Raw genomic sequence first — 24,269 nt, forward strand, 5'->3', positions numbered from 1 at the left:
AGGTGAGAGAAGTGAACAAAAAATTACTCATGCTGTTTATGGCAGTACTGTTGGCTGTATTCACAGCTGCATGCGGCTCCAATAACGCCGCTCCTGCAACACCTGCGGCAGACGCAACAAAAACACCTGAAGCTACACAAACATCCGAAGAAGTTACGATCAAGCATAAATTGGGTGAAGCAAAATTGAAAAAGAATCCAAAAACGGTTGTAGCATTTGACTACGGTGTTCTGGATTCCTTAGACAAATTGGGTATCGAAGTAGCGGGTGTTGCACAGTCTTCCAATATTCCTGCATACCTGGAAAAGTTCAAAGATGCGAAATACACAAACGTTGGTGGCTTGAAAGAGCCAGACTTTGAGAAAATCAACGCAATGAAACCAGATGTGATCTTCATTTCCGGTCGTCAACAAGATGCTTACGAAGAACTGAACAAAATTGCTCCAACCATCTTCATGGGTGTAGATAATGCGAAGTACATGGAAACTTTCAAAGAGAACATGAAAACATTGGGTACCATCTTCGGTAAAGAAGCACAAGTAGAAGAAGAGCTAGGCAAAATCGAAGCATCTATCAAGGAATTGAATGCAAAAGCAACAGCAAGCGGCAAGACTGCTCTGATCGTTATGGTTAACGAAGGCAAGCTGAACGCTTACGGCGCGGGTTCCCGTTTTGGTATCCTGCACGGTGAATTCGGATTCACACCTGTAGACAAAAACATTTCTGTAGAAAACCATGGTCAAAGCGTTTCCTTTGAATATATTGCAGAAAAAGATCCAGACTATCTGTTCGTAATTGATCGTGGTAACGCGATTTCCAAGAATAAAGAAGTGTCTACTTCTACACAGCAAACAGTAGAAAACGACCTGATTAAGAACACGAAAGCATTCAAAACTGGCAACATCATTTACCTGGATTCTAGCAACTGGTACTTGTCTGGTGGCGGATTGGTATCCACCGCTGGCATGACAGATGAAGTTCTGAAAGAAGTTAAGTGGTAAGAGGCTAGGAAAGACAGTGGCGACAGCCGAGGGGGAGTAAGACATACCCTGGGCTGTCGCCTTTTCATTTTTTAGAACCTGCTGATTTATACCCGGGGCTCCCGTTCTGCAAACTCCTGTAACCTCCCTCTTATTTGTTCTACCAATAAAGCGGGTGCCTTCTTAGGTGAACCCGAGTCAAATGGTGGCTGTGGATCGTATTCCAAAATCAATTGGACGCCTTTACTTCTATCTTCCCCCAATTCCCATGCCACTAATTGGAGCGCCATGTCGATACCAGAGGAAACGCCGGCGGCTGTAACGATTTTGCCTTGGCGAACGACTCTTTCCTCTGTTGGAATGGTTCCAAGTGATTGGAGCAGTTCGAAGGACCCCCAATGAGTGGTCGCTACGGCTCCTTGTAACAAGCCTGCGGCGCTCAAGATCAGAGAGCCAGTGCAAACAGACGTAGTCCATTTCGTCGTTTCATGTATGTGGCGAATCCACTGTAGGGTTTCTTCGTCATTCATAGAATTTTTATAATTGGGCGGACAGCAACCGGGAACAACAAGAATATCAGCGGAAGTAACTTCAGAAAAACTGTAATCGGCATGTAAATAACCCATATGGGAGTCAAGCTGGATTAACCCTTTTTTCTTAGCAACAAACTTCACTTCACATTTCAGCGTAGCAGCGAATACATCGTATGGACCAATTGCATCTAATGCGGTGATGCCATCGTAAAGCATGATTGCAACCTTCATGAGGATATCTCCTTTGAAATGGGGTATTTTTCCTGCAAACAAATAGTAACATACTTATACAGGGTATGTGTATGTTGGAGTTGTGACTATCTGTAAGGTTTTCGAAGCCCGTGTAATGAGGAGAGATAAGCAATCGGTATAGCAAAAAGCCGGTTACACCATAAAACATGGTGAAAACCGGCTTTTTGCGAGTCGAATCTAACAATTATCTGGCTCCAACCAGCTTACGCTCTTCCGCGTAAACAGGTTGGGAAGTGTTTTTTTCGTTTGGTTGCTTTTGATCGACAGCATGACACAGCTCATATGGGAGGCAGAGCGGTACACCCGTGCGAGGATCAATCAGGATGTCTGCTTCGATGTTGAATACCTTACGCAGCATCTCAGGCGTCATGACTTCAGTAGGGCTTCCCTCAGCAACGACGGTACCGCGAGAGATGGCAACCATGTGCTGTGCATAACGGGTTGCGTGGTTCAAATCATGGACGACCATGACGATCGTACGATTTTCTTCGTCATTCAGCTTTTGCAGGAGCTTGAGAACCTCTAACTGGTGAGCCATATCCAGGAAGGTCGTAGGCTCATCCAGGAACAGGATGTCTGTTCCTTGCGCCAGTGCCATCGCAATCCAGGCGCGCTGGCGCTGACCGCCGGATAGCTGGTCAACCGGACGATCATGGAAATCTGTCATGCCTGTCATAGAGATAGCCCAGTTTACGATCTCCTTGTCTTCCTTGCTCAAAGAGCCGAAGCCTTTTTGATGGGGGAAGCGGCCATAGGTAACGAGCTCAGACACGGTCAAGCCATCGGGTGCTGTCGGGTTTTGCGGCAAAATCGCCAATTGCTTGGCGACTTCCTTGGTCGATTGCTGATGGATCGACTTTCCGTCCAAAAATACTTGTCCGCCGGTTGGTTTCATAATCCGCGCGAGAGTTTTGAGGATCGTCGATTTACCAGAACCGTTTGCACCGACCAGGGCAGTGATTTTTCCAGAAGGAATGCTAATGTTCAAGTCTTTGACAATGGAAAGCTCACCGTATCCGATGTCCAGCTTTTGCGTGTATAAGCGCTCCACAATGGGCCAACTCCTTTTTATGAAAGTATGTACATGTATGATAAACACAGACAATGATAATCATTTTCACTAAAATAAAGTATATAACGGAATGAGGTCAAATTCAATATGAAAAAGCCAACCTGCTCACATGCGTGAACAAATTGGCCTTGGGTTAACTTACGTTTGATCAAGCGTTAGTAGGTGATATGAGCGATAATACCTTCTTCGTCGTCCAATACCAGCTCAATACCGGCCGAATAAGGGTTGCGCTGCATCTGAGTCTCCAGGTAGTAGCGAATCGCTTCAATCATATTAATCTCGACGAAGATTTGTTGGCGTTCCATCCAGTGTACCTCAGCAGAGAAGCCATACTCCTCGTCCCACATCAGCTCGACGGAGATGTCTTGTGGCTTCAACTGCTTTTTGTAAGCTGCATGAATGCAAATGGCATTAATGATATCTTGTTCTAAAAATGTTATCTTTTCCATGCGTTCAGTTCCTGTTCCTTCTCACGCTTGTTTTTGAAGTAGACGAACGCTTTGCGGATCAGAATAATCACAGCGAGGATCGCCATCAGGTTGATCATGAAGCCAAGGATGGAGCCCAGGATACCCATGTCACCGAACAGGGATCCGAACAGCAAACCAGCCAGACCACCAATCATGAGACCTTTCATGAATCCGCCGCTTTTGCTTGCTGTAGCAGCAGGGGGTGTTGTCGTGCCTTTATTGGTTGATGCGTTTACATTTGAATCGGCTTTGTTAGGTGTTTGTGTATTGGTAGGAGTCGTATTAGAGTTAAAAGATTTTTTCCCGGACTTATAGCCTTTCGCATCGGCATGATCAATGAATCCTCCAGCCGGCGCGAGTACGAGCATTACGGCAACCACCATCATGATGAGTTTTTTCATGTTATTTGAGTAGCCCCTCTCATTAAAATGACTTATGCATATAAGTCTACATGAATATCAAGCGAAATTCCAACGAGCTTTCAGGGATGATCGGTCTGAATACCTACAAAAAAGCCCCTGACAAGCGATCTCGTCAGGGGTTCTTCGATTTACGCGCTCTTTTTCAGTTTTCGGGCTGCCCAGTTACCCAACGATTGAATGAGCTGGACCAAGACGACGAGGATAATGACGGTAATGATCATGACTTCGATGTCCCATTGCTGGTAGCCGTAGCGCAAGGCGAGATCGCCCAGTCCGCCGGCACCAACTGCGCCCGCCATAGCAGTAGCACCGATCAAACCGATGGTCGCGATCGTCAGGCAGAGGACGATGCCAGGCCGTGCTTCACGCAGCATGATCCGAAAAATAATCTGCGTCCGGGATGCGCCCATCGCTTGGTATGCTTCGATCACGCCGCGATCTACGTCATGCAGGGCCGTTTCCATCAGGCGTGAGATATAAGGCGCCGTATAGACGATGAGCGGTACAATGGCTCCTTCAATCCCAATCGAAGTGCCCACGATCAACTCTGTAAAAGGAATGATTGCAACCATCAGGATAATAAAAGGCAACGAACGCACAATGTTGATGATCGTATTCAGGGTGTGATAAATGATTTTGTTCGGAAAAAGGTGGTTCGCCTGTGTGATGACCAACAAAATCCCGAGCGGAATCCCGATCAGTGTCGCAATGAATAACGAAAACCCAACCATGGTGACGGTCTCTTGCAGGGATTGCCCGAATACCGGAATCATTTCAATCAAACGCTCCATTAGCTACGCACCTCCTCTGGGGACACAATATCTACGCGGTAGACGGATTCACGCAAGAAGCGAATGCCATCTTGAATGGGCTGGTCTTCACCAGAAATGTGCAAAAGCAAAATGCCAAGCGCTGTTCCCTTAATGGTCGTAATCGAGCCGTATAACAGATTGGTGCTAATCGGAAAGCGTGCGGACAAGGTACCTAGAACAGGATCGAGAGCGGCATCCCCGCGAAAAGCAACGCGAACAATTTTGGAAACGGGTCCGGATTCTTTTATCTTGGACAAAATCTCCTGTGGTACCTGATCGTCAAAAACTGTTTTGATAAAATTACGGGTCGTTTGCTCTTGCGGATTGCTGAACACATCCAGAACAGAGCCTTGCTCGATGACGACGCCGTTTTCCATGATGGCTACTTGGTCGCAGATTTTCTTAATGACCTGCATTTCATGGGTAATCAGCACGATGGTCAGGTTGAACTTTTGATTGATGTCGAGCAACAGCCCCAGAATGGATTCGGTTGTTTGCGGGTCGAGAGCGGAAGTCGCTTCGTCACAGAGCAGGATTTCCGGATCGGTGGCAAGTGCACGAGCGATGCCCACCCGTTGCTTTTGTCCACCGGATAGCTGAGAAGGATAAGCGTTTGCTTTATCAGACAAGCCAACCAAGCCGAGAAGGTCTTCTACCTTGCGCTTTATGACATCTTTGGGGACGCGATTCATCCGCAAGATTTCCGCCACATTGTCAAAGACATTATAGGAAGAGAGCAGGTTGAAGTGTTGAAAAATAATCCCGATCTTTTTGCGAGCTTGCCGCAGCTCTTTTTCCTTGAGGGTCAGCATGTTCTGGCCATTGACGATCACAGAACCGCTGGTCGGCTTCTCCAACAGGTTGATGGTACGGAGCAGGGTACTTTTCCCCGCTCCGCTAAAGCCGATCACCCCGTAGATTTGCCCTTTTTCCACCTGCAGGGATACGCCCTTCAATGCTTCTACCTGCTTGTTTCCTACTTGATACGACTTATGAATATCGGTTAGCTGTATCATAACGAGTTCTCCTTGTTGTTCTTGATGTTCCTGGCGTCGATCTTACCAGGACGGCAGTACAGCTCCTTCAAAGCGTTCGTCGATGAATTTTTTCACTTCTTCTGAGCGGTAGATGTCCACCAGCTTTTTGACGGCGGGGTTGTCTTTGTTGGTTTCGTTGACTGCTAAGATGTTTACGTATGGAGAGTCAGCCGTCTCAGCGAAGATCGCGTCTTTTTTCGGGGAGTAGCCAGCTTCCATCGCGAAGTTCGTATTAATCGAAGCAACCTCTACGTTGCTCAGCGAGCGTGCCAAGAAAGCAGCCTCTAGCTCTTTGAATTGCAAATTTTTCGGATTTTCCACGATGTCCAGTGGTGTTGCGTTGTCACCCACGCCATCCTTGAGCTTAATCAAGCCCGCTGCCTGATAGAGCAGCAAGGCGCGTGCTCGGTTGGTCGGGTCGTTTTGAATGCCGACAACGCCGCCTGCCGGGATGTCCTCGACTTTTTTATGCTTGGTGGAGTACAGGCCCATCGGGTACGTCACGGTTTTTCCGACCTCGACGATCTTTGTCTTGTGATCTTGATTGAACTTCGCCAAGAACGGGATGGTTTGGAAGCTGTTTACATCGAGATTTCCTTTATCGAGCGCCTGATTCGGCTGTACGTAATCGTTGAAAACGATGACTTCGACGTCGAGCCCTTTGCCTTTGGCGACTTCTTTTACTTTGTTGAGAATCTCTTCGTGTGGGCCGCCAGTGACACCCACTTTGAGTGAGGTTTGTTCAGCAGCAGTGCCGCCGTTAGCAGGCGCAGCTTCTTGTTTGCCCCCGCAAGCCGTTACGAGCGATGCAGCGAGCAGTAGTGTAGTGAGTAGTAAACCAGTCTTTTTCATGAAAATACCCCTTTTCTCTGGATGTAAGATGGAAAAGAAAAAAGCCTCTTCCGACAGAAGAGGCGAAAACTGCAAGTATGTAACCACACTGCAACAATACCTCTCTTATCTGTCGGAATAAATTCCGCTGGATTTGGCACCGTATCGTTTGCGATAGGTTGCCGAGGTGTCATAGGGCCAGTCCCTCAACCTCTCTTCATAAGAGAATGTGCTATGAAATTATCATTCCAAACATTGTCGTTAATTCTTATTTGGATAGTTGGATTATAACGACTGATTTTTTCGGTGTCAACAGTTTTTGCAAACGAATGACTTGGTGGAAAAATGTGAAATTGATCTAAATACGAATATTCTATTGAAGAATGAAAAAATCATATGTATAATGAGAGCGAATGAACCCGATGCCAGCTATCGCAGGTGATGACATGACTCTCGTGGACTCCAATGAAACTAGAAAAAAGCTGTCTGCCATCTATAATGAGATAGCAAAAGAGTTGTTCGGATTTGGAACGACGTTGCTCCGAGTCACGATTGAAAACCAGATGATTACGTTCCAAGCCAAGCATCGCCGCTCTCCGCGCTCGCAAGCGTTGGAAGGAGAAGCACCGGCTCTCAAGCTCGAAGTCGATTTTCGCATGTCCCTTCTTTATAAGAAGAAACTGCGAGAGCGATTGGAAGAAGAGATGGGGTTGCCGTTGGAAGCTGTGCTACGGGACTATGATGCGCCTACGCAGTGGGCAATCACGAATGTTATTTTAGCTGAATCAGAACTGAATACCTGACGCAATCGTTCGGATTTTCTCTTTTGATCTATCTTAAGGGGGGACCGTAGACTTTGCGTAAAAACGGGTGTCACTTCTCTTTGTTTACGAAGAAAAGTGCTCTTGTTTAGAATGATACGTTCTAATCAAGGGTACTTTTCTTTTTATTGTATCACCATATTTTGTCATCAAATGAACCCAACTGGAGGAGAATTACGATGAAGAAATTACTTGCTGGAATTCTGTCTTTTTCTATGATGTCACTGGCACTCGCTGGCTGTGGCAGCAATGATCAACCACAAGCGGGGGGAGCTGGCGGCGAAGCCAAGGGCGAGCCGCAAAAGCTGGTCATCTCTACATGGGGCTTCTCCGAAGACTTTTTCCGCAAAGAAGTATACGAGCCGTTTGAAAAAGAACATAACGTGAAAATCGTGCTGGAAATCGGGAACAACGCAGAGCGTTTGAACAAAGTTCGCCAAGGAAGCTCCGATGTAGACTTGATCTACCTCTCTGACTACTATGCACAGCAAGGGATTGAGAGTGGCGCATTTGAAAAAATCGACCGCAGCCGCATCCAGAACCTGGATCAAATCTATGACATCGCCAAAGCACCACTGGGCGAGGAGTACGGTCCAGCTTACACGATTGGCCAATTCGGGATTGCCTACAATCCAAAGATCGTAAAAACTGAGATCAAGGATTGGAAAGATCTGTGGAACCCAGAGCTGACAGGCAAGCTGACACTGCCAAGCATTACGTCCACAACTGGTCCGATGGTTCTCGACAGTGCTTCTGCGGTCGCGGGCAGCAAGGAATTTAACGAGGATCAAGCCTTCGCGAAAATGAAGGAAGTCAACAAAAGTGTCGTGAAGTTCTACGATAAGACCTCCGAATACGTGAACATGTTTGGACAAGAAGAAATCGGCGTAGGACCGATCATGGAAATGTACTTCAAAGACATCAAAGCCGCTGTTCCAGAAGCTGTTTTCGTACAACCTGCAAGCGGTGGATATGCGATTATGAATACGGTTAACATCGTAAAAGGCTCGAAAAACAAAGCACTCGCAGAAGACTTCATCAACTACCAGCTGAGCAAGGAAGTTCAGGAAAAATCAGCAAAAGCAAAAATCGATTCCCCTGTAAACAAAACGGTTCAACTGACAGAAGAAGAAGCAAAAGGCGTAACGTACGGGGAAGAAACCGTAAGCAAGCTGCGTAAGCTGGACATGAAATTCGTAAACGAGCACTCCAAAGCATGGATTGACCGTTGGAATCGTGAAATCACGCAATAACGAACGATAGAAAAATAAGAGCGAGGGTATAGGCGTTTGCGAATATACCCTCGTTTTCATGAGGGAGGACTACTTGTGAAAAAGATCATTCTTGACGTGGATACGGGCATTGATGATGCGCTTGGCATTATTCTCGCTGTGAAGAGCGGGCAATTCGATCTAGTTGGCATTACTACGGTGAATGGCAACGTGTCGCTGCGAAAAGCCACAGAAAACACGTGCAAAATTCTCGACTTCTTGCAAGTCGGCGAGCAAATCCCTGTCATCTGTGGAGCGTCTGAACCGTTGTTGCGGCCGTTGTTTTTCGAGCATGCCGTACATGGTGAAGATGGCTTGGGGGGCGCCCTTGCCGGAGTTCCGATTTACAAGGAGCCGACTGCTGGCTTTGCTCCTGATTTCATCGTGGAAAACGTACTCGCTCATTCTGGAGAAATTACGCTCGTCATGACGGGGCCGCTGACCAATTTGGCTTTGGCGGTGAAAAAATGTCCGGAGCTTGTTCAACACGTCAAGGAAGTCATTTTCATGGGTGGAGTGGTCCGGGAGCATGGCAATGTGACGCCAGTTGCGGAGTACAACATGTACGTCGATCCAGAGGCAGCGAAGGTTGTATTTCATGCCGGATTCCCGCAATTGACGATGGTTGGTCTGGATGTGACGCGAAGAGTGCTGCTGAATGAGGAGCATATTCGCGGGCTAGGAGATACGCCGATGGGCGAGTACGTGAGACAGAGTACGTCAGATTACCTTCATCGCTATTTTCAGCGAAATGGCATCTATGCGTGCGCTATGCATGATCCGTTGGCTGTCGCGGTCGCACTCGATCCGAAGTTGGTGAAGACGCAGAAGTTATATGTAGATATCGAAACGAGAAGTGAGCTGTGTGATGGGCAAACGGTTTGCGACTTTCAAAACCGCCTGAAAAAAGAACCGAACATAAACGTCTGTCTGGACGTAGATGCAGATGCGTTCTTTGCGCGTTTTCTCGGCGCATTGAAAGCCTGACGATACCGTGAACAGGAGTTAATCAGATGAGAAAAACGGGTCTTTATTTATTGCTTTTGCCAGGTGTGCTGTTTTTGACGCTGTTCATGGTCATTCCGATCGTGATGACGATTGCATCCACCTTTTATCAAGAGGGTAGCTTTACGATCCAAGGATATCTTCAGTTTCTTACCGACGCGTACTTCCTGAAAATTATGCTGACAACGTTGCAGGTCAGTCTGGTCACGACGATTGCGTGTGTTCTGATCGGTTTTCCTGCCGCGTACTACATTTCCAAGCTCGGCCCACGCAAAAAAGGCATCCTGCTGGCATTGGCGATTTTTCCTTTGCTGACCAGCTCTGTCGTGCGGTCGTTCTCTTGGATGATTATTCTCGGAAAAAAGGGCTTATTGAACAGCTCGCTGCTTGCAATCGGGCTCATCGATAAGCCGTTGGAAATATTGTATACGCCGACTGCGATGATGATTGGTTTGATTCATTTGTTCCTGCCGCTGATCATTATTACGCTGGTAGGGGTGATGGAAAACATCGATCCAGATTTGCTGAAGGCGGCGGAGAGCTTGGGCGCTTCCAAGCTGACTGCCTTCTGGAAGGTCATTGTGCCACTTAGTGTACCGGGACTTATCATTGGTAGCATTCTGGTGTTTGTCGGAAGCTTGACGGCCTACACGACGCCTGCTCTGCTAGGTGGAAAACAGCGGGTTATCTCCACGTTCCTGTATCAAAATGCGATTACACTCAACGACTGGCATCTGGCCTCTGTCATTGCCACGATCATGATTGTCATTACATTTGTCGTCATCTACTTCATGAACAAGCTGGCGACGAAATTAAATCCGAAGGGGTAGAAGCTATGCAGGAGAAAAATCGCGGGTTGGCCCTGTTTACCTCTCTCGTCTTTCTGTTTTTGCTAGGGCCGCTCATTATCATTTCTTTTACGTCGTTTGAGCCGGGGAGCGTCTTGAAGTTTCCGCCGGAGGGCTTTTCCTGGCGGTGGTACGAAAACATTTTTAAGGTAGAAATGTTCATGACGACGTTCAAGACGTCGATGTTTGTTTCCTTGCTGGGCAATCTCTTGGCGCTCTTGTTGGGGATTCCGGCAGCTTATGCACTCAGTCGCTTTGATTTTCGCGGCAAAGGCATCTTGAATGGCATTTTTATCTCACCTGTCCTGATTCCGGGTATCGTGATGGGTTTTGCCATGCTGAAATATGTCATTGTCGTATATAATTTGCCGATTTATGCGGGACTTCTCGTCGGTCATACGGTGCTGATGCTTCCATTTATCATTCGCGTCATTGCGTCTTCCTTGTCCAACTTTGACTTCGCCATTGAAGAAGCGGCGCTGAGTCTTGGGGCAGGTCGCCTTGAAACCTTTTTCAAAGTCGTCTTGCCGAATATTCGCTCCGGGATTATTGCTGCGATTCTGATCGCTTTTCTGGAGTCGTTCAACAACGTAGATATCTCTGTTTTCATGACGGGACCAGGGGTAAGCACGCTGCCGATCCAGATGCTGACGTACGTAGAAAACAACTTCGATCCGACGATCGCCGCGATTTCCGTGCTGCTCATGATTTTTACGGCTATTCTCATGTTCATCATTGAACGTCTGATGGGGCTTTCCTACTTTACAAAACGATAACGGAGGCATCAACTCATGGCATTGCTCACGCTGGAAAACGTATCGGTTGCCTATGACAATCAATATATTTTGCAAAACTTCAATCTCAATATCGAAAAAGGACAGCTCATCTCTTTGCTCGGTCCGAGCGGTTGCGGAAAGACGACGACGTTACGCCTGATTGCGGGTTTTCTGGAAGCAAAAGATGGACGATTCATGTTTGAAGGAAAAGATTATACGCGCGTTCCGGTCAATAAACGCAACTTCGGGTTTGTGTTTCAGAGCTATGCGCTGTTTCCGCACCTTTCTGTTTTTGATAACGTGGCATTCGGTCTGCGCCTACGTAAGGTCAATGAAACAGAGGTAAAGAGTCGCGTACAGCAAATCCTCGAAGTCGTGAGTCTCGGCGGCTATGAAAAGCGTTTCCCGAAGGAGCTGTCCGGTGGTCAAAGACAGCGCGTGGCGATTGCACGGGCACTGGTGATTCAGCCTGACCTGCTGTTGTTCGATGAGCCGCTCAGTAACCTCGATGCCAACCTGCGGATCAACATGCGCGTAGAAATCCGTCGCATTCAGCAGGAGCTGGGAATTACGACTGTATACGTATCGCATGACCAGGAGGAGTGCTTCTCCATTTCTGATCAGGTGGCGATTATGAACAAGGGTGTGATTGAGCAGCTCGACGATCCAGCTACGATTTTTAAATACCCAAAGACGGAGTTTATCGCTCGCTTTATTGGTTTTACCAACTTCATCGACTTCGCAGAGCGTACCGAGCAGAACGGAGAAATTGGCTTGCGTGTCGGTGACCATCATTTTACCGCGTCCAAAAATCCGGGCACGGCGAATCCGTCCGGCAAAAAATGCGCAATGCGACCAGATGACCTCCTCGTGACGACAGAAGAGAGCGCCGAGCCGGGAATGAACCGTCTGCGCGGGACGGTAAAGGTAAGCACGTTTTTGGGACGCAGCTATCAATATGTCGTGGAAACAGAGCTGGGCGACTTCACGGTCAATCAGGAGATGGAGACGCCTTACAAGACTGGCCTAAACGTCAATCTGCTGTTTCCAAAAGACAAAGTGGTACTCGTGGACTAAAGACAGGAGGTTATTTTCGTGAAGGTCGATTTGTTGATTCAAGACGTTCAAGTGTTTAACAGCTATTTTAAAAAGTTCATCAAAGGAAACGTCGCTGTTTTGGATGAACGCTTCTTCTATATTGGTGAGCGGAGTACGGAAACATTCGAAGCTGCCGAGATCGTGGACGGACAAGGCCGCTACATGATTCCTGGTCTGGTCGATATCCACTTGCATATTGAGAGCACGATGGTGACGCCGGAGACGTTTTCCTATGGCTTGATTCAAAACGGAGTGACGACGATCGTACCGGAGCCGCATGAGATGGCCAATGTGTTCGGAATCGAAGGGATCAAAGAAATGATTCGTGCGAGCCGTGATTGTGTCGTTGATATGCTGTACGCGATCCCGAGCTCTGTACCAGCTACCTCAATGGAAACGACAGGTGGGTCTGTCGAGATTGCAGACATGGACGAGCTCTTGCGTTCCGAAGAGATCATTTGCCTCGGCGAAATCATGAATTACGTAGACATCATCAAGGACCCTGACTGCAAGACCAATCGCATCCTGGAGCATATCCGCAAGACATATCCAAAGCTCGTCATCGAGGGGCACGTCCCGAAATTGCTTGATTTGGACCTGCATCGCGTCATTTATGCGGGGGTGGACTCCGATCATACGCACCAGACGCGTGAGGGCATGGAAGCGAGAATTGCAGCAGGCATGTTTCTAGAGATTCAAGAAAAATCGATGACGGATGAAGTTATGGACTATTTGATCAAAGAAGATGTTTCCGAGCATTTTTGCTTTGTGACGGATGATGTGATGACCGATTCTTTGGTCAATCGTGGACATTTGAACCATATCGTGAAAAAAGCCATTCAAATGGGCATGCAGCCAGAACGCGCGATCTACGCAAGTACATTTACTCCAGCCAGACGTATGAACATGACGGATCGAGGGGCGATTGCTCCCGGCAAAATAGCGGACTTCCTGTTACTGTCTAATCTGCATGAGCTCAAAATCGAGCGCGTCTACAAAGATGGGAAGAAGGCTTACGACGTCAAGGAAGAGTACCGACAAGTAGTTAAAGAGAAGCAGTTTCCTGCGCATTTTTATGAGAGCATCAAGCTATCGCCGCTTACAGAGCAAGACTTCCATGTCACAGTAGATGCTCCGGACAATCGCTATCCATGTCGGGTCATGCTCGTTCAAAACGGTTCTACATTTACAGAGGATCACCGTGGAATCGCTGAGGTACGGGAAGGACAACTCTTGTGGGAGGAGAGCCCGTACGGCTTGATCGCCGTCTTTGAACGCTATGGCAAAAACGGCAACCGCGGTTACGGCTTGATCAGCGGTGATACGATCAAGCGAGGTGCGGTAGCTACCAGCTACTCGCATGACAACCACAATCTCTTGGTTGTCGGACACAATCCGCACGATATGATGGTCGCAGCCAATGAAGTCATCCGCAACCAGGGCGGCTTTTACGTAGTCGAGGATGGCAAGGTGATCGCGAGTCTTCATTTGCCAGTCGGAGGCATTTTGACAGAGGAACCATTGGAAAAGACTGCAAAGGAAGTCGAGCAGCTCCGCCGTGCTATGGAGTCGCTTGGTTACAATCACTACAACCCAATCATGTCGATCAGCACGCATTCCTTACCGGTCAGTCCAGCCTTGAAGCTGACAGATCTGGGGTTGATCGATGTAAATGACGGGAAAATAGTTCCGTTGCTGTTGATGTAAAAAAGTTGCTTGCTGAAAAGAAAGTTTTCGGCAAGCAATTTTTTTTGATCTAATAGTCCCGACAGAAGCATATAAATTTTCATGCATGGGTATACACTCCTGAATCCTCTCTATTTGCTGACTGGAATTCGGGCATTTGGTAGGTTTTAGTTTAGGTATTCAGAATCTGGGATACTGGGAAAATTTTCTGTAACATAGTATTCGATCCTAATCCAGAAAAGAGGAGATAAATAAATGGATAACGTAGGGTTGAGAAACAATCTGTTCAGTAAAGGGCTGTCGCTTTTGTTTATGCTGGCAATGATGCTGGTGGCAGGCGCAGCTACTCTCGTGTTCGCTGAGAAAGCTTCGGCTCACGGGTACATCGAATCACCAGCGAGTCGCTCTTACCTGTGTAAGACGGGGCAAAACAAAGGCTGCGGTCAAATCCAGTGGGAACCGCAAAGCGTGGAGGGCATTGGGTCATTCCCGCAATCTGGTCCTGCTGATGGTGAATTTACTGGTGGAGGTCGATATCCTGAGCTTTACGCACAAACAGCAGATCGCTGGACTAAGGTTACCTTGCAGGGTGGGCAAAATGCGTTTACTTGGAATCTGACAGCCCCGCATAGTACAGCGGAGTGGAAATATTACATCACGAAAAAAGATTGGAATCCTAACAAGCCGCTTGCCAGAGCGGATCTGGAACTGTTCTGCTCGTTCCAAGACGGAGGCAAAAGACCGCCACACACGGTAACGCATTCGTGCAATGTACCGACAGATCGTAGCGGTTACCACATTATTTTGGGTGTTTGGGAAATTGCTGATACGGGCATGGCTTTTTATCAGGCCATTGATGTGAATTTGATTAACACGGGAACAGGTATCGTTGAAAAGCCTACCGTTCCAGGCAATGTGACATCTGTATCACAAACAGCTACAAGCATTGACCTTAGCTGGACAAGATCCGTGGCATCTGAGGGTATCAAGCAATACGAAGTGTATCGCGATGGCAAATTCATCGCATCAACGAAAGAAACAGCTTACACGGACAAAAATTTGACGCCTGCTACAGCTTACAGCTACACCATTGTGGCAGTCGATGGCAAAGGGAAAGAGTCTAACGCGAGCAAAGCACTTACTGTTCGCACAAAAACAGAAGATATCGTGGATACAGAAGCACCGACTGCACCAGCAGGAATCATGACTCACCATCCAACGGAGACAGAAATCGACCTCATGTGGAGTCCTTCCCGTGACAATGTCGGCGTGGTGAAATACGAGGTGTACCGTGACGGTTCCCGCGTAGGGACAGTCGCGCAGCCTTCTTTTGTTGATAAAGGATTAACGGCAGGAACATCGTATACGTATACGATCAAGGCAGTTGATGCGGCAGGAAATATTTCCGAAGAGAGCGCACCTTTTGCTGCAAGCACAAAGGAGAAAAAGCCTGAAGTACCAGGTGAAATCGCTGAGTGGGATTCCTCTGCTGTGTATGTACAGGGCGACCGCGTCTTGTATGATGGGCTGGAATTCGTAGCAAAATGGTGGGTAACTGCGGAACAGCCAGACCGTTCTGATGCGTGGAAACTGGTAAGCGATGTCGTACTGTCGTGGGATTCCGGCAAAGCGTATGATGGCGGAGCGCAAGTGAACTACGAAGACAAGCTTTATAAGGCAAAATGGTGGACCAAGGGCGAAGAGCCAGGGAAAGCCGATGTATGGAAGCTGGTTAAATAATGTAGCAAAGCCCGGGTGATCTGCCTGGGCTTTTGTTAGTCTAAGTGCAGCTAGTATTTTGCTGATTCCTACTTGTTTTGCTATACTTATCATTTGAAAGATAAGGCCATCTTATAAGGTTAGAAGGAAATGAAAAATGAATGAAACCTATTCGCTAAAAGAAAAATGGCGACAGTTTTTGGCTGTTTTGCTTCCGATCTTGATATCACAACTTGCGCTGTTTTCCATGACATTCGCTGATACCATCATGTCTGGACATGCCAGTCCGACAGATTTGGCGGGGGTAGCGATTGGGGCTAGTTTATGGACACCTGTTCAAGCAGGCTTGACGGGGATTCTGATGGCTGTCATGCCGATGGTTGCCCAGATGGTTGGGGCTGGGAAAAAAGATCAGGTGCCTTACACGGTTATGCAAGCCTTGTATTTGAGTGTGGGGATTGCGGTCGGTGTCATCATCGTCGGTGGTTTGGTGCTCGATCCGATTCTGAACTGGATGCAATTGGAGCCTGTGGTACGTACGATAGCTCGTGGCTTCCTGCATGCAATCGCAATTGGAATTATTCCGATGTTTCTTTATACGGTGCTCCGTTGCTTTATCGACGCATTAGGACAAACACGGGTAACGATGTTCATTACCCTGCTTTCGTTGCCGATTAATGTCTTGTTGAACTACGCTCTTATCTTTGGTAACTTTGGCTTGCCCAGGCTGGGTGGAATCGGTGCCGGGCTTGCATCTGGCATCACATACTGGTGTATTTTGCTGATTACTCTGTTTGTCGTGAATCGCGTACACCCATTCGTTGAGTTTGGTTTGTTCACCAAATTTCATCGTATCTCGATGAAAGCATGGAACGAGTTGCTGAAGCTGGGGCTTCCTATCGGATTTTCGATCTTTTGCGAGGTTAGCATTTTTGCGGCCGTCACTTTGTTCATGAGTGAATACAGCACGATTACGATTGCTGCGCATCAGGCAGCGATGAACTTCGCATCATTCCTGTACATGGTGCCATTGAGCATATCCATGTCGTTGACGATTGTCGTCGGCTTTGAGGTGGGAGCCAAAAGGTTCCGGGACGCGAAGCAGTACAGTTATTTGGGGATAGGTATCGCTCTTGGTATCGCCCTTTTGTTTGGAATCAGCTTGCTGATGTTTAGCAAGCAGGTGGCTGGTTTTTATACAACCGACATCGAGGTGTTGGAGCTTGCCCAGCATTTCTTGGTGTACTCGATCCTCTTCCTGATCTCTGATGCCGTCGCAGCACCTATTCAAGGGGTACTGCGCGGGTACAAGGATGTGACCATTCCCTTTATCGTGGCGCTGATATCTTATTGGGTGATTGGCTTGCCTTTGGGATACATTCTAGCGAAATTCACTTCGCTTGCAGCATTCGGATACTGGATTGGTCTAATTACGGGATTGGCTGCCGGTGCCATCTTCCTTTTTGGACGTCTGCTGTCGTTACAAAAACGCATGATTCGCAGCCATTCATAAGGAAACAGATAAGCGGAAAATCCCTAGTGTGGGGGTTTTCCGCTTTTTGCATGAAGAATGAAAGCCCCGTTTACACTAGGTGAAAGACCAGATATACTTCTTATCATAGGCGATGGAAGATAACCTGACATCAAAGCAGATGGGGGGAGAGACTCATGTCACTCTCGGTATTCACGACATATGATTTTTTGCTAAAACTAGGAGTTGCACTATTTCTAGGCTTGATGATTGGTATGGATCGGCAGCTCAAGCACAAGCCGCTGGGTGTAAAAACCAGCATGGTTATTTCGGTTGCGAGCTGTCTCATTACGATTGTCTCGATTGAATCCGTGCATCGGTTCTCCTTGCCCGGACACACAAATATGGACCCATTGCGCTTGGCTGCTCAAATTGTGAGCGGAGTAGGTTTCCTTGGGGCTGGTGTTATTCTACGCCGGAGTAATGATGTCATTTCAGGTTTGACCACAGCATCGATGGTTTGGGCGGCTTCTGGACTTGGGATTGCAGTGGGAGCAGGATTTTATTTTGAGGCAGTGACCGCGACGATCCTCATTATTTTGGCGATTAATTTGTTCCCGATCATTCTTCGTTGGGTTGGTCCAGAATCACTCAGACAAAGAGATTTGTCGATCAAGATTGTGGTCGAAGGCGGGGGCGATTTGGATTTGGTGTTCAAGCAAATTAAGCACCTCGAACTGCAAGTGAAGCGGGTGAAGGTCAAAGACTTGGACAATAGTCTGCAAAAGCTGGAAATGATGATTACGGCATCGGAAAACACGTATACAACGGATATTTACAGTCTGCTGAAAGCGGTAGATCATGTCATTTCGGTAGAAGTAGAAAGCAGATAAAAAGGAATACTAGAAGACGGGGGCCATGTGTGGCTTTCGTCTTTTTTAGTTGCTGTCGTGAGGGAAGAAGCGCATTTCCAGTCTACGCTTCGGCCTACGCCCCGCAAGGAGGATTGACTGCACGCTTCGGAATAAATGGCGGGAGCGCTTCAAACGTAGAGTTTCGAGGAAGTCTCTCATAAGTGAAGCTGAAATTCCCCGCCATTTATTCCTGCGCTGGGTTGGGCTTCAGAGGCGCTTGGACTGGAAATGCGCTTCTTCTACGCGGCTTTTTGTTTCCACATTTGAAAGTGAACTCATGGAGTCCCCCTGAATCGCTTACAAAACGTTGTAAAAGCTCCTACTACACATAAGCTGTACGTAAGCACTGTCACATGTCTGGAAGGAGACCGCCCGAACAAAGAGAGGATACAGGCGACTGGAAGACATGTGGCAGGGCTTCCCCCGAGCCCAACCGTTTGAGGACAACATTCTTTTTCATTTTTCCCGAAAAAACACTTCACCCCTTGATAGCAAGAATGAAAATCATTATCATTTAAATGAAGAAGAACTGCTTCAGTTCCTTTTTGACAGGAGTAAAATGTTCGATATTGAGGAGGATGCGAGATGGAATTCAGAATTGAAAAGGATACGATTGGAGAAATCAAGGTTCCGGCGGATAAGCTGTGGGGCGCCCAAACACAACGCAGCTTCCAAAACTTTGAGATCGGCGAAGAAAAAATGCCACTTCCCCTGATTCGCATGTTTGCCATCCTGAAAAAAAGCGCTGCGTTGGCGAATCAAAAGCTGGGCAAGCTCGACAATGAAAAGGCAGAAGCGATTGTGGCGGCTGCAGATGAAGTGATCCAAGGAAAATGGGATGAGCATTTCCCGTTGGTTGTCTGGCAAACTGGCAGCGGCACGCAATCCAACATGAACGTCAACGAAGTCATTGCTCATCGCGCGAACCAATTGTTGCAAGAGAAGGGCAGCTCGGCTCGCATCCACGCCAACGATGATGTGAATAAATCGCAAAGCTCCAATGATACATTCCCGACAGCGATGCACATGGCTGGACTGGTCGCTATCGAGGAGCAAGTACTGCCTGCACTCCAGTTATTAAAGGCAACGTTGAAAGAAAAAAGCAAAGCGTATATGGATATCATCAAAATCGGCCGCACGCATTTGCAGGACGCGACTCCGCTGACGCTGGGCCAAGAATTCAGCGGTTGGGTACGCATGCTGGAAAAGTCCGAGAAGATGATCAAGGAGAGCAATGAGTACCTCCGGGAGCTGGCGATTGGCGGCACGGCAGTAGGAACAGGAATCAATGCGCATCCGCGCTTCGGTGAAATGGTCGCGGCAGAAATCAGCACGGAAACCCACCATCCATTCGTGACCGCAGAAAACAAGTTCCACGCGCTGACCAGCCATGACGAGCTCGTTCATGTACATGGTGCCCTCAAAGCACTGGCTGCGGATCTAATGAAAATTGCTAATGACGTGAGATGGCTGGCGAGCGGCCCGCGTTGCGGAATCGGTGAACTTATCATTCCGGCGAATGAGCCAGGTAGCTCCATCATGCCAGGTAAGGTGAATCCGACCCAAAGCGAAGCGATGACGATGGTCGTATGCCAAGTGATGGGCAATGATGCTGCGATTGGCTTTGCTGCAAGCCAGGGGAACTTCGAGTTGAACGTGTTTAAGCCAGTGATCATCTACAATTTCCTGCAATCCGCAAGATTGTTGGCAGACGCGATGAAGTCCTTCAACGACAATTGCGCAGTAGGCATCGAGCCTGATCTGACAGTGATCAAAGAAAACCTGAACAACTCGCTGATGCTGGTGACGGCACTGAACCCGCATATCGGCTATGAAAATGCGGCAGCCGTGGCGAAGCTGGCTCACAAAGAAGGCATCACACTCAAGGAAGCGGCGATCAAGAGCAATTTGCTGACCGAGGAGCAATTCGATCAAGTCGTGCGCCCTGAACAAATGATTCATCCAAAAGAATAGGATCTTCATAAATAAAACCGATGGTCCCACGTTTGTGGACATCGGTTATTTTTTTATGGCCATTACAGATGCGAACCGCCACTTGCATCAATCAATTGCCCGGTTACCCAACGGCTGTCCGAAGAAGCGAGAAAGGCGGCAATATCCGCTACATCACCAGGCTCTCCCCATCTGTTGAAGGTGGAAAGTCCAGCGGCGTACTTCTGCCCATCCGGATTATTTTGCAACGTACCAGCATTCATCTCGGTGTTAATAATGCCAGGCAGGATCGCGTTTACTGTAATATGACGGCTCCCCAGTTGTTTAGCTAGAGCTAGCGTTAGTGTGTTAACAGCCCCCTTCGATATGCTGTAAGTGAACACACTTGGGGAAGCTGCACGAGTCACAAAGGATGAGAGATTGATGATACGTCCTTCCTCTCTTAAGCGGGGCAAAGCTAGTTGGATCATAAAAAACGGCGCTTTGACATTGATGTTCATGACCTCGTCAAACGATTCTTCGGTAGCCTCTTCTAACGTTAAGATTTGTCCGATCCCAGCATTATTGACGAGAATGTCAAAACGATGATCTCCTGTACGTTTCTGTAGTGCTTCGTCCAATGTCGCATAGAAATCGCGAATGCCGTCAAGAGTACGCAAGTCTGTACCGATTGCGAATGCTTGGCCCCCAGTTCTTTCAATCTCACGTACGACTGCTTCTGCTTCTTCCTGTCTTCTTCCATAGTGTACGGCGACCAATGCGCCATCCTGCGCCAGACGTAATGCGATGCCACGACCAATCCCACGGCTTGCTCCGGTCACCAATGCAATTTTCCCTTTCAAATTACTCATGGTTTCATCTCCCTTGATTGAAATTCAAGTTAGTTATAACACAAGGGGATGTTTGAAATATTGCTCTCTCATTCGCTCGGTTGGTCTTACTTGCTTTACCTTTTCTTTAACAATTCTTGTTATAGTAATGCTATCTATATCTACTAAGAACGCGTTCGGAGGTGTTTGTCTGTGAGGATTTTGATTGTAGATGACGACAAAGAGATTGTAGAGCTGATGGCGATATATTTGAGCAACGAAGGGTATGAGATCGAAAAGGCCTTTGACGGTCTGGAAGCGATGGAGAGGCTGGAGCAGAAGCCCATCGACCTCGTCATTCTGGATGTCATGATGCCCAATCTGGACGGGCTGGAAGTTACCAAGCGAATACGAAAAAACTCGACCATCCCCATTCTGATGGCGAGTGCCAAAACGAATGATATGGACAAAATTCTGGGCTTGATGACGGGTGCAGACGATTATGTGGCGAAGCCTTTTAATCCGTTGGAAGTGATTGCGCGGGTCAAGTCTCTCCTGCGACGGTCGAACTACACGCAGGCAAGCAAACAGGATCATGTGATTGAGGCGGGGCCGTTAATTATCGACAAGCAAAGTCACTTCGTTCAGACAAAGGAAGGCACCCCGATCAAGCTGACTGCATTGGAATTTTCCGTCCTGCATCTTCTGGCAAGTCATCCAAATCGGGTATTCAGCTCGGAAGAAATTTTTGACCGTTGCTGGAAAATGGAGAATTTCGTTTCCTACAAGACAGTAATGGTTCACATCAGCAACCTGCGGGAAAAACTGGAGAAGGCGACCAATGGCGAAAAGGTGATACAGACGGTCTGGGGGGTCGGCTATAAAATTGAAGCTTAGAGCCAAGGATTTTATTCGCATCCTTTTTGATTTGCTGCTCGGCCTTATGGTCATCTATGCTGTTTTTCAAATGGCTGATTTTTTTGCCAACAACTATTTGTACACCATCCCGGAAATCAGAGAGTTCATCTGGAAGTTGCGGATCAACTTCGATATCGACTCCTTTAAAATCCCAATTATTTTGTTGGCAACCGGTATGTTTGCGGCGTGGTCGGTCGTTCGTATCCGCAAGTACCTGGAACAAAAGCAGATGGAGCAAATCATAAATGAGCTGCATTTTATTGCAAAAGGCAACTATCATCACCAGATTTCCATTCGTCCGAACGGCAGCTTGGGTCAAGTTGTCGATAGCATCCATGCTCTGGTCAAAAGCGCACTGGATGCGATGGAGGAGGAGCGGCGGCTGGAACAATCGAAGGATGAGCTGATCACCAACGTTTCCCACGATCTGCGAACGCCGTTAACCTCCATTATTGGCTATCTGGGACTGATTGAGCAGAACAAACACAAGGACGAGGAGATGCTCAAGCACTATGCTCATATTGCCTATGAGAAGGCCAAACAGATGAACGTGCTCGTCAATGATTTGTTTGAGTACACAAAGGTCCGCAATCGCGGGGCGTATTTAAACCGAACGGAGTTTGACTTAGTAGAACTAGTTGAGCAAGTCTCTGTCGGATTTCGGCTCGTGGCGAGTGAGGCAGGGCTGCGTTTAATCGTCGATACACCTGATCAAAAAATCGAAATGGCAGGAGATACCGACAAGCTCGTTCGCGTTCTGGAAAACCTCATTTCCAACGCTGTGAAATATGGACACGATGGTACAGAAATTATTATTCGCGTATTCCAGCAAGGAGAAGGTGTCGCGATTTCTGTCGCCAATAATGGAGCGCCGATCCCGGCTGAATATGTGCAGAACTTGTTTGAACGCTTTTTTCGGGTGGAGGGCTCACGTTCGAAAGAAACAGGAGGCTCCGGCCTTGGACTTGCTATCGCCAAGAGCATTATCGATCTGCACCAAGGCAGCATTTCCGCCGAAAGCACAAAGGAATGGACGACCTTCACGGTTTGGTTACCACGTACAATTTCAAGCCTTTGAGAAAAGCTTTACTTTTTCTTTACCTTTTGTTTCTGTTAATTTTAATCGAAAAGTCTATCCTGACTGCATGAAGGTTACAGCCTTTGTTTTGCAGGTGCAGGAGGGCTTTTTTATATGAGAAAACAAACATGGATTGTGCTTATGCTGACGCTATTCGTCGGTTTGACACTCATTCGCGATACAGAGTTGGTCGAGGCGGATTGGCAACTCAAAGGCCCGATCACGCTACAGGAGAAAACATACGAGAAGGTCGATGCACAGGCAGCTATTCTGATAGATAGCGGTACAGGAGAAATCTTGTACGCACAAAATGCCGATACGCCTTACCCGGTAGCAAGCATGTCAAAAATGATGACCGAATACATGCTCCTCGAAGCCATTAAGGAAGAGCGAGTCGATTGGGACGACAAACTCGTCGTATCTGAGAATGCGGCAGCGACTGGGGGATCACAGGTCCATCTTGTCGCAGGAGATACCTATCCGATAAAAGACCTGTATGAGGCCATGGTGATCAGTTCTGCAAACAATGCAGCGGTGGCAATCGGCGAATATTTGGCAGGTAGCACCTCGGCATTTGCGGAACAAATGAATTTGAAGGCAGCCGAGTTGAATCTGAGGTCATCCTCGTTTGTGAATGCGACCGGATTGGATTCTGGAAATGGACAAAATGAAATGACAGCTCGCGATGTAGGAATGCTCGCGTACCACTTGCTCAACGACTTCCCCGATCTTGTCAATTTGACGGTCGAGCCATCCAATACAAACCTCAAGCTCGACGGGCTCAAAACGGGTTATACCAACGCTGCGGGGTATTGCTTCACGGCTACAGCGAAGCGAGGGGACAAGCGGCTTATTTCCGTCGTGATGGGCGCTGAAGAAGATGCCACCCGTTTTACAGAGACAAAAAAACTGATGGAGAGAGGGTTTGACAATGGATAACGTGCAAAAAATGGAGAAACCGACAGAACTAATTGTTATTGCAGGTTATGCAGTGTTTGCCCTTTACTTGTTTCTCGTCGTGAAGATACTGCTGTTTAAATTCGGCAGCTTGGATAGTACCTTGCTAGTAGATCAGTGGAAAATCACTTGGAGCGATCCGTCTGTAATTGTGGAGCGGTTGCGCTACCGAAGTAATTTGGTGCCGTTTCATGAAATCGAAAACTATGTCAGATCGATTCGAAATAACCAAAGCTGGCATAGTGCGGTGAACTTCGTAGGCAACGTGATCGCCTTCATGCCGCTAGGATTTCTACTGCCACTCCTGTTTCCAAAAAAAGCCGGCTCACTGTTCCGAGTTATCCTGCTATCCCTGATGTTAAGCCTCGGTGTGGAGCTGACACAGCTCGTGATGAATGTAGGAACGTTTGATGTCGATGATTTATTCCTGAATACAACGGGCGGGATGATCGGATATATCGTGTACTTGTTCATTTGGGTAATACAGAAAAAACGGTTCATCTTGTCCGTCTCTTCATAGGCTACTTATTAGGCAC

At 47.7% G+C, this 24,269-nt stretch carries 24 protein-coding genes and 1 riboswitch; of the genes, 16 read left to right on the forward strand and 8 right to left on the reverse strand.

Annotated features, from left to right (window positions below; translation table 11 throughout):
• Positions 1-11 precede the first annotated feature (11 nt).
• Positions 12-1,001, forward strand: coding sequence for a siderophore ABC transporter substrate-binding protein (locus tag E8L90_RS24590; RefSeq protein WP_137031739.1), 990 nt, complete (start codon positions 12-14; stop codon positions 999-1,001).
• Between the two features lie 86 nt (positions 1,002-1,087).
• Here the strand turns inward: E8L90_RS24590 and E8L90_RS24595 are convergent, their stop codons facing one another.
• The 7 genes from E8L90_RS24595 to E8L90_RS24625 all read right to left on the reverse strand — a co-directional run bounded on the left by E8L90_RS24595 (position 1,088) and on the right by E8L90_RS24625 (position 6,430).
• Complete coding sequence (locus tag E8L90_RS24595) at positions 1,088-1,744, reverse strand: DJ-1/PfpI family protein (protein WP_137031740.1); 657 nt, start codon at positions 1,742-1,744, stop codon at positions 1,088-1,090.
• A 205-nt stretch (positions 1,745-1,949) separates the two neighbouring features.
• On the reverse strand, positions 1,950-2,816 hold the full coding sequence (locus E8L90_RS24600) for an ABC transporter ATP-binding protein (RefSeq protein WP_137031741.1): 867 nt from the start codon (positions 2,814-2,816) through the stop codon (positions 1,950-1,952).
• A gap of 176 nt (positions 2,817-2,992) precedes the next feature.
• Positions 2,993-3,286, reverse strand: coding sequence for a YxcD family protein (locus tag E8L90_RS24605; protein WP_137031742.1), 294 nt, complete (start codon positions 3,284-3,286; stop codon positions 2,993-2,995).
• A complete protein-coding gene (locus E8L90_RS24610; protein WP_137031743.1) occupies positions 3,274-3,708 on the reverse strand; it encodes a hypothetical protein in 435 nt (144 codons plus the stop codon). The genes E8L90_RS24605 and E8L90_RS24610 overlap by 13 nt, the downstream gene beginning before the upstream one ends.
• Before the next feature lie 149 nt (positions 3,709-3,857).
• Positions 3,858-4,520 carry a methionine ABC transporter permease gene (locus E8L90_RS24615; protein WP_137031744.1) on the reverse strand — a complete coding sequence of 221 codons (663 nt, stop codon included), beginning with the start codon at positions 4,518-4,520 and terminating at the stop codon, positions 3,858-3,860.
• Positions 4,520-5,557: a methionine ABC transporter ATP-binding protein gene (locus E8L90_RS24620; RefSeq protein ID WP_137031745.1), complete on the reverse strand. Its 1,038-nt coding sequence runs from the start codon at positions 5,555-5,557 to the stop codon at positions 4,520-4,522. Before E8L90_RS24620 ends, E8L90_RS24615 begins: the two co-directional genes overlap by 1 nt.
• A gap of 42 nt (positions 5,558-5,599) precedes the next feature.
• Entirely contained in the window at positions 5,600-6,430 is an 831-nt protein-coding gene (locus tag E8L90_RS24625; protein WP_015893854.1) for a MetQ/NlpA family ABC transporter substrate-binding protein, read from the reverse strand.
• A gap of 102 nt (positions 6,431-6,532) precedes the next feature.
• A riboswitch (SAM riboswitch) is annotated at positions 6,533-6,635 on the reverse strand.
• 220 nt (positions 6,636-6,855) lie between these two features.
• On the opposite strand from E8L90_RS24625, the gene E8L90_RS24630 reads away from it, so the two are divergent.
• The 11 genes from E8L90_RS24630 to fumC all read left to right on the forward strand — a co-directional run bounded on the left by E8L90_RS24630 (position 6,856) and on the right by fumC (position 19,992).
• Entirely contained in the window at positions 6,856-7,212 is a 357-nt protein-coding gene (locus tag E8L90_RS24630) for a Na-translocating system protein MpsC family protein (RefSeq protein WP_173610495.1), read from the forward strand.
• Between the two features lie 197 nt (positions 7,213-7,409).
• Positions 7,410-8,483: an ABC transporter substrate-binding protein gene (locus tag E8L90_RS24635; RefSeq protein ID WP_137031747.1), complete on the forward strand. Its 1,074-nt coding sequence runs from the start codon at positions 7,410-7,412 to the stop codon at positions 8,481-8,483.
• 75 nt (positions 8,484-8,558) lie between these two features.
• Positions 8,559-9,488, forward strand: a complete 930-nt coding sequence (locus tag E8L90_RS24640) for a nucleoside hydrolase (protein ID WP_016739577.1) — start codon at positions 8,559-8,561, stop codon at positions 9,486-9,488.
• A 26-nt stretch (positions 9,489-9,514) separates the two neighbouring features.
• Positions 9,515-10,336: an ABC transporter permease gene (locus E8L90_RS24645; RefSeq protein WP_015893850.1), complete on the forward strand. Its 822-nt coding sequence runs from the start codon at positions 9,515-9,517 to the stop codon at positions 10,334-10,336.
• A gap of 5 nt (positions 10,337-10,341) precedes the next feature.
• Positions 10,342-11,130, forward strand: coding sequence for an ABC transporter permease (locus tag E8L90_RS24650; protein ID WP_137031748.1), 789 nt, complete (start codon positions 10,342-10,344; stop codon positions 11,128-11,130).
• Positions 11,131-11,145: 15 nt separating this feature from the next.
• Positions 11,146-12,207: an ABC transporter ATP-binding protein gene (locus E8L90_RS24655; protein WP_137031749.1), complete on the forward strand. Its 1,062-nt coding sequence runs from the start codon at positions 11,146-11,148 to the stop codon at positions 12,205-12,207.
• An 18-nt stretch (positions 12,208-12,225) separates the two neighbouring features.
• Positions 12,226-13,935, forward strand: coding sequence for an adenine deaminase (locus tag E8L90_RS24660; RefSeq protein ID WP_137031750.1), 1,710 nt, complete (start codon positions 12,226-12,228; stop codon positions 13,933-13,935).
• Between the two features lie 234 nt (positions 13,936-14,169).
• Positions 14,170-15,654 (forward strand): lytic polysaccharide monooxygenase, encoded by a 1,485-nt coding sequence (locus tag E8L90_RS24665; protein WP_137031751.1) that lies wholly within the window; start codon positions 14,170-14,172, stop codon positions 15,652-15,654.
• 136 nt (positions 15,655-15,790) lie between these two features.
• Entirely contained in the window at positions 15,791-17,146 is a 1,356-nt protein-coding gene (locus E8L90_RS24670) for an MATE family efflux transporter (RefSeq protein WP_137031752.1), read from the forward strand.
• 155 nt (positions 17,147-17,301) lie between these two features.
• Positions 17,302-17,997 (forward strand): MgtC/SapB family protein, encoded by a 696-nt coding sequence (locus tag E8L90_RS24675; protein ID WP_137031753.1) that lies wholly within the window; start codon positions 17,302-17,304, stop codon positions 17,995-17,997.
• Positions 17,998-18,603: 606 nt separating this feature from the next.
• Positions 18,604-19,992 carry a class II fumarate hydratase gene (gene fumC, locus E8L90_RS24685; protein ID WP_137031754.1) on the forward strand — a complete coding sequence of 463 codons (1,389 nt, stop codon included), beginning with the start codon at positions 18,604-18,606 and terminating at the stop codon, positions 19,990-19,992.
• Positions 19,993-20,054: 62 nt separating this feature from the next.
• On the opposite strand, the gene E8L90_RS24690 is transcribed toward fumC, so the two are convergent.
• Positions 20,055-20,822: an SDR family oxidoreductase gene (locus E8L90_RS24690; protein WP_137031755.1), complete on the reverse strand. Its 768-nt coding sequence runs from the start codon at positions 20,820-20,822 to the stop codon at positions 20,055-20,057.
• Between the two features lie 165 nt (positions 20,823-20,987).
• Here E8L90_RS24690 and E8L90_RS24695 point away from each other — a divergent pair, with 165 nt between their 5' ends.
• The 4 genes from E8L90_RS24695 (at position 20,988) to E8L90_RS24710 (ending at position 24,253) form a co-directional block, all read left to right on the forward strand.
• On the forward strand, positions 20,988-21,677 hold the full coding sequence (locus E8L90_RS24695) for a response regulator transcription factor (protein ID WP_217366319.1): 690 nt from the start codon (positions 20,988-20,990) through the stop codon (positions 21,675-21,677).
• Positions 21,667-22,776 carry a sensor histidine kinase gene (locus E8L90_RS24700; protein ID WP_137031756.1) on the forward strand — a complete coding sequence of 370 codons (1,110 nt, stop codon included), beginning with the start codon at positions 21,667-21,669 and terminating at the stop codon, positions 22,774-22,776. Before E8L90_RS24695 ends, E8L90_RS24700 begins: the two co-directional genes overlap by 11 nt.
• 114 nt (positions 22,777-22,890) lie before the next feature.
• Entirely contained in the window at positions 22,891-23,715 is an 825-nt protein-coding gene (locus E8L90_RS24705) for a D-alanyl-D-alanine carboxypeptidase family protein (RefSeq protein WP_137031757.1), read from the forward strand.
• Positions 23,708-24,253, forward strand: coding sequence for a VanZ family protein (locus E8L90_RS24710; RefSeq protein ID WP_137031758.1), 546 nt, complete (start codon positions 23,708-23,710; stop codon positions 24,251-24,253). Before E8L90_RS24705 ends, E8L90_RS24710 begins: the two co-directional genes overlap by 8 nt.
• Positions 24,254-24,269 lie beyond the last annotated feature (16 nt).

Origin of the sequence: Brevibacillus antibioticus (genome assembly GCF_005217615.1) — a bacterium.
In the GTDB taxonomy this organism is placed as follows: Bacteria; Bacillota; Bacilli; order Brevibacillales; family Brevibacillaceae; genus Brevibacillus; species Brevibacillus antibioticus.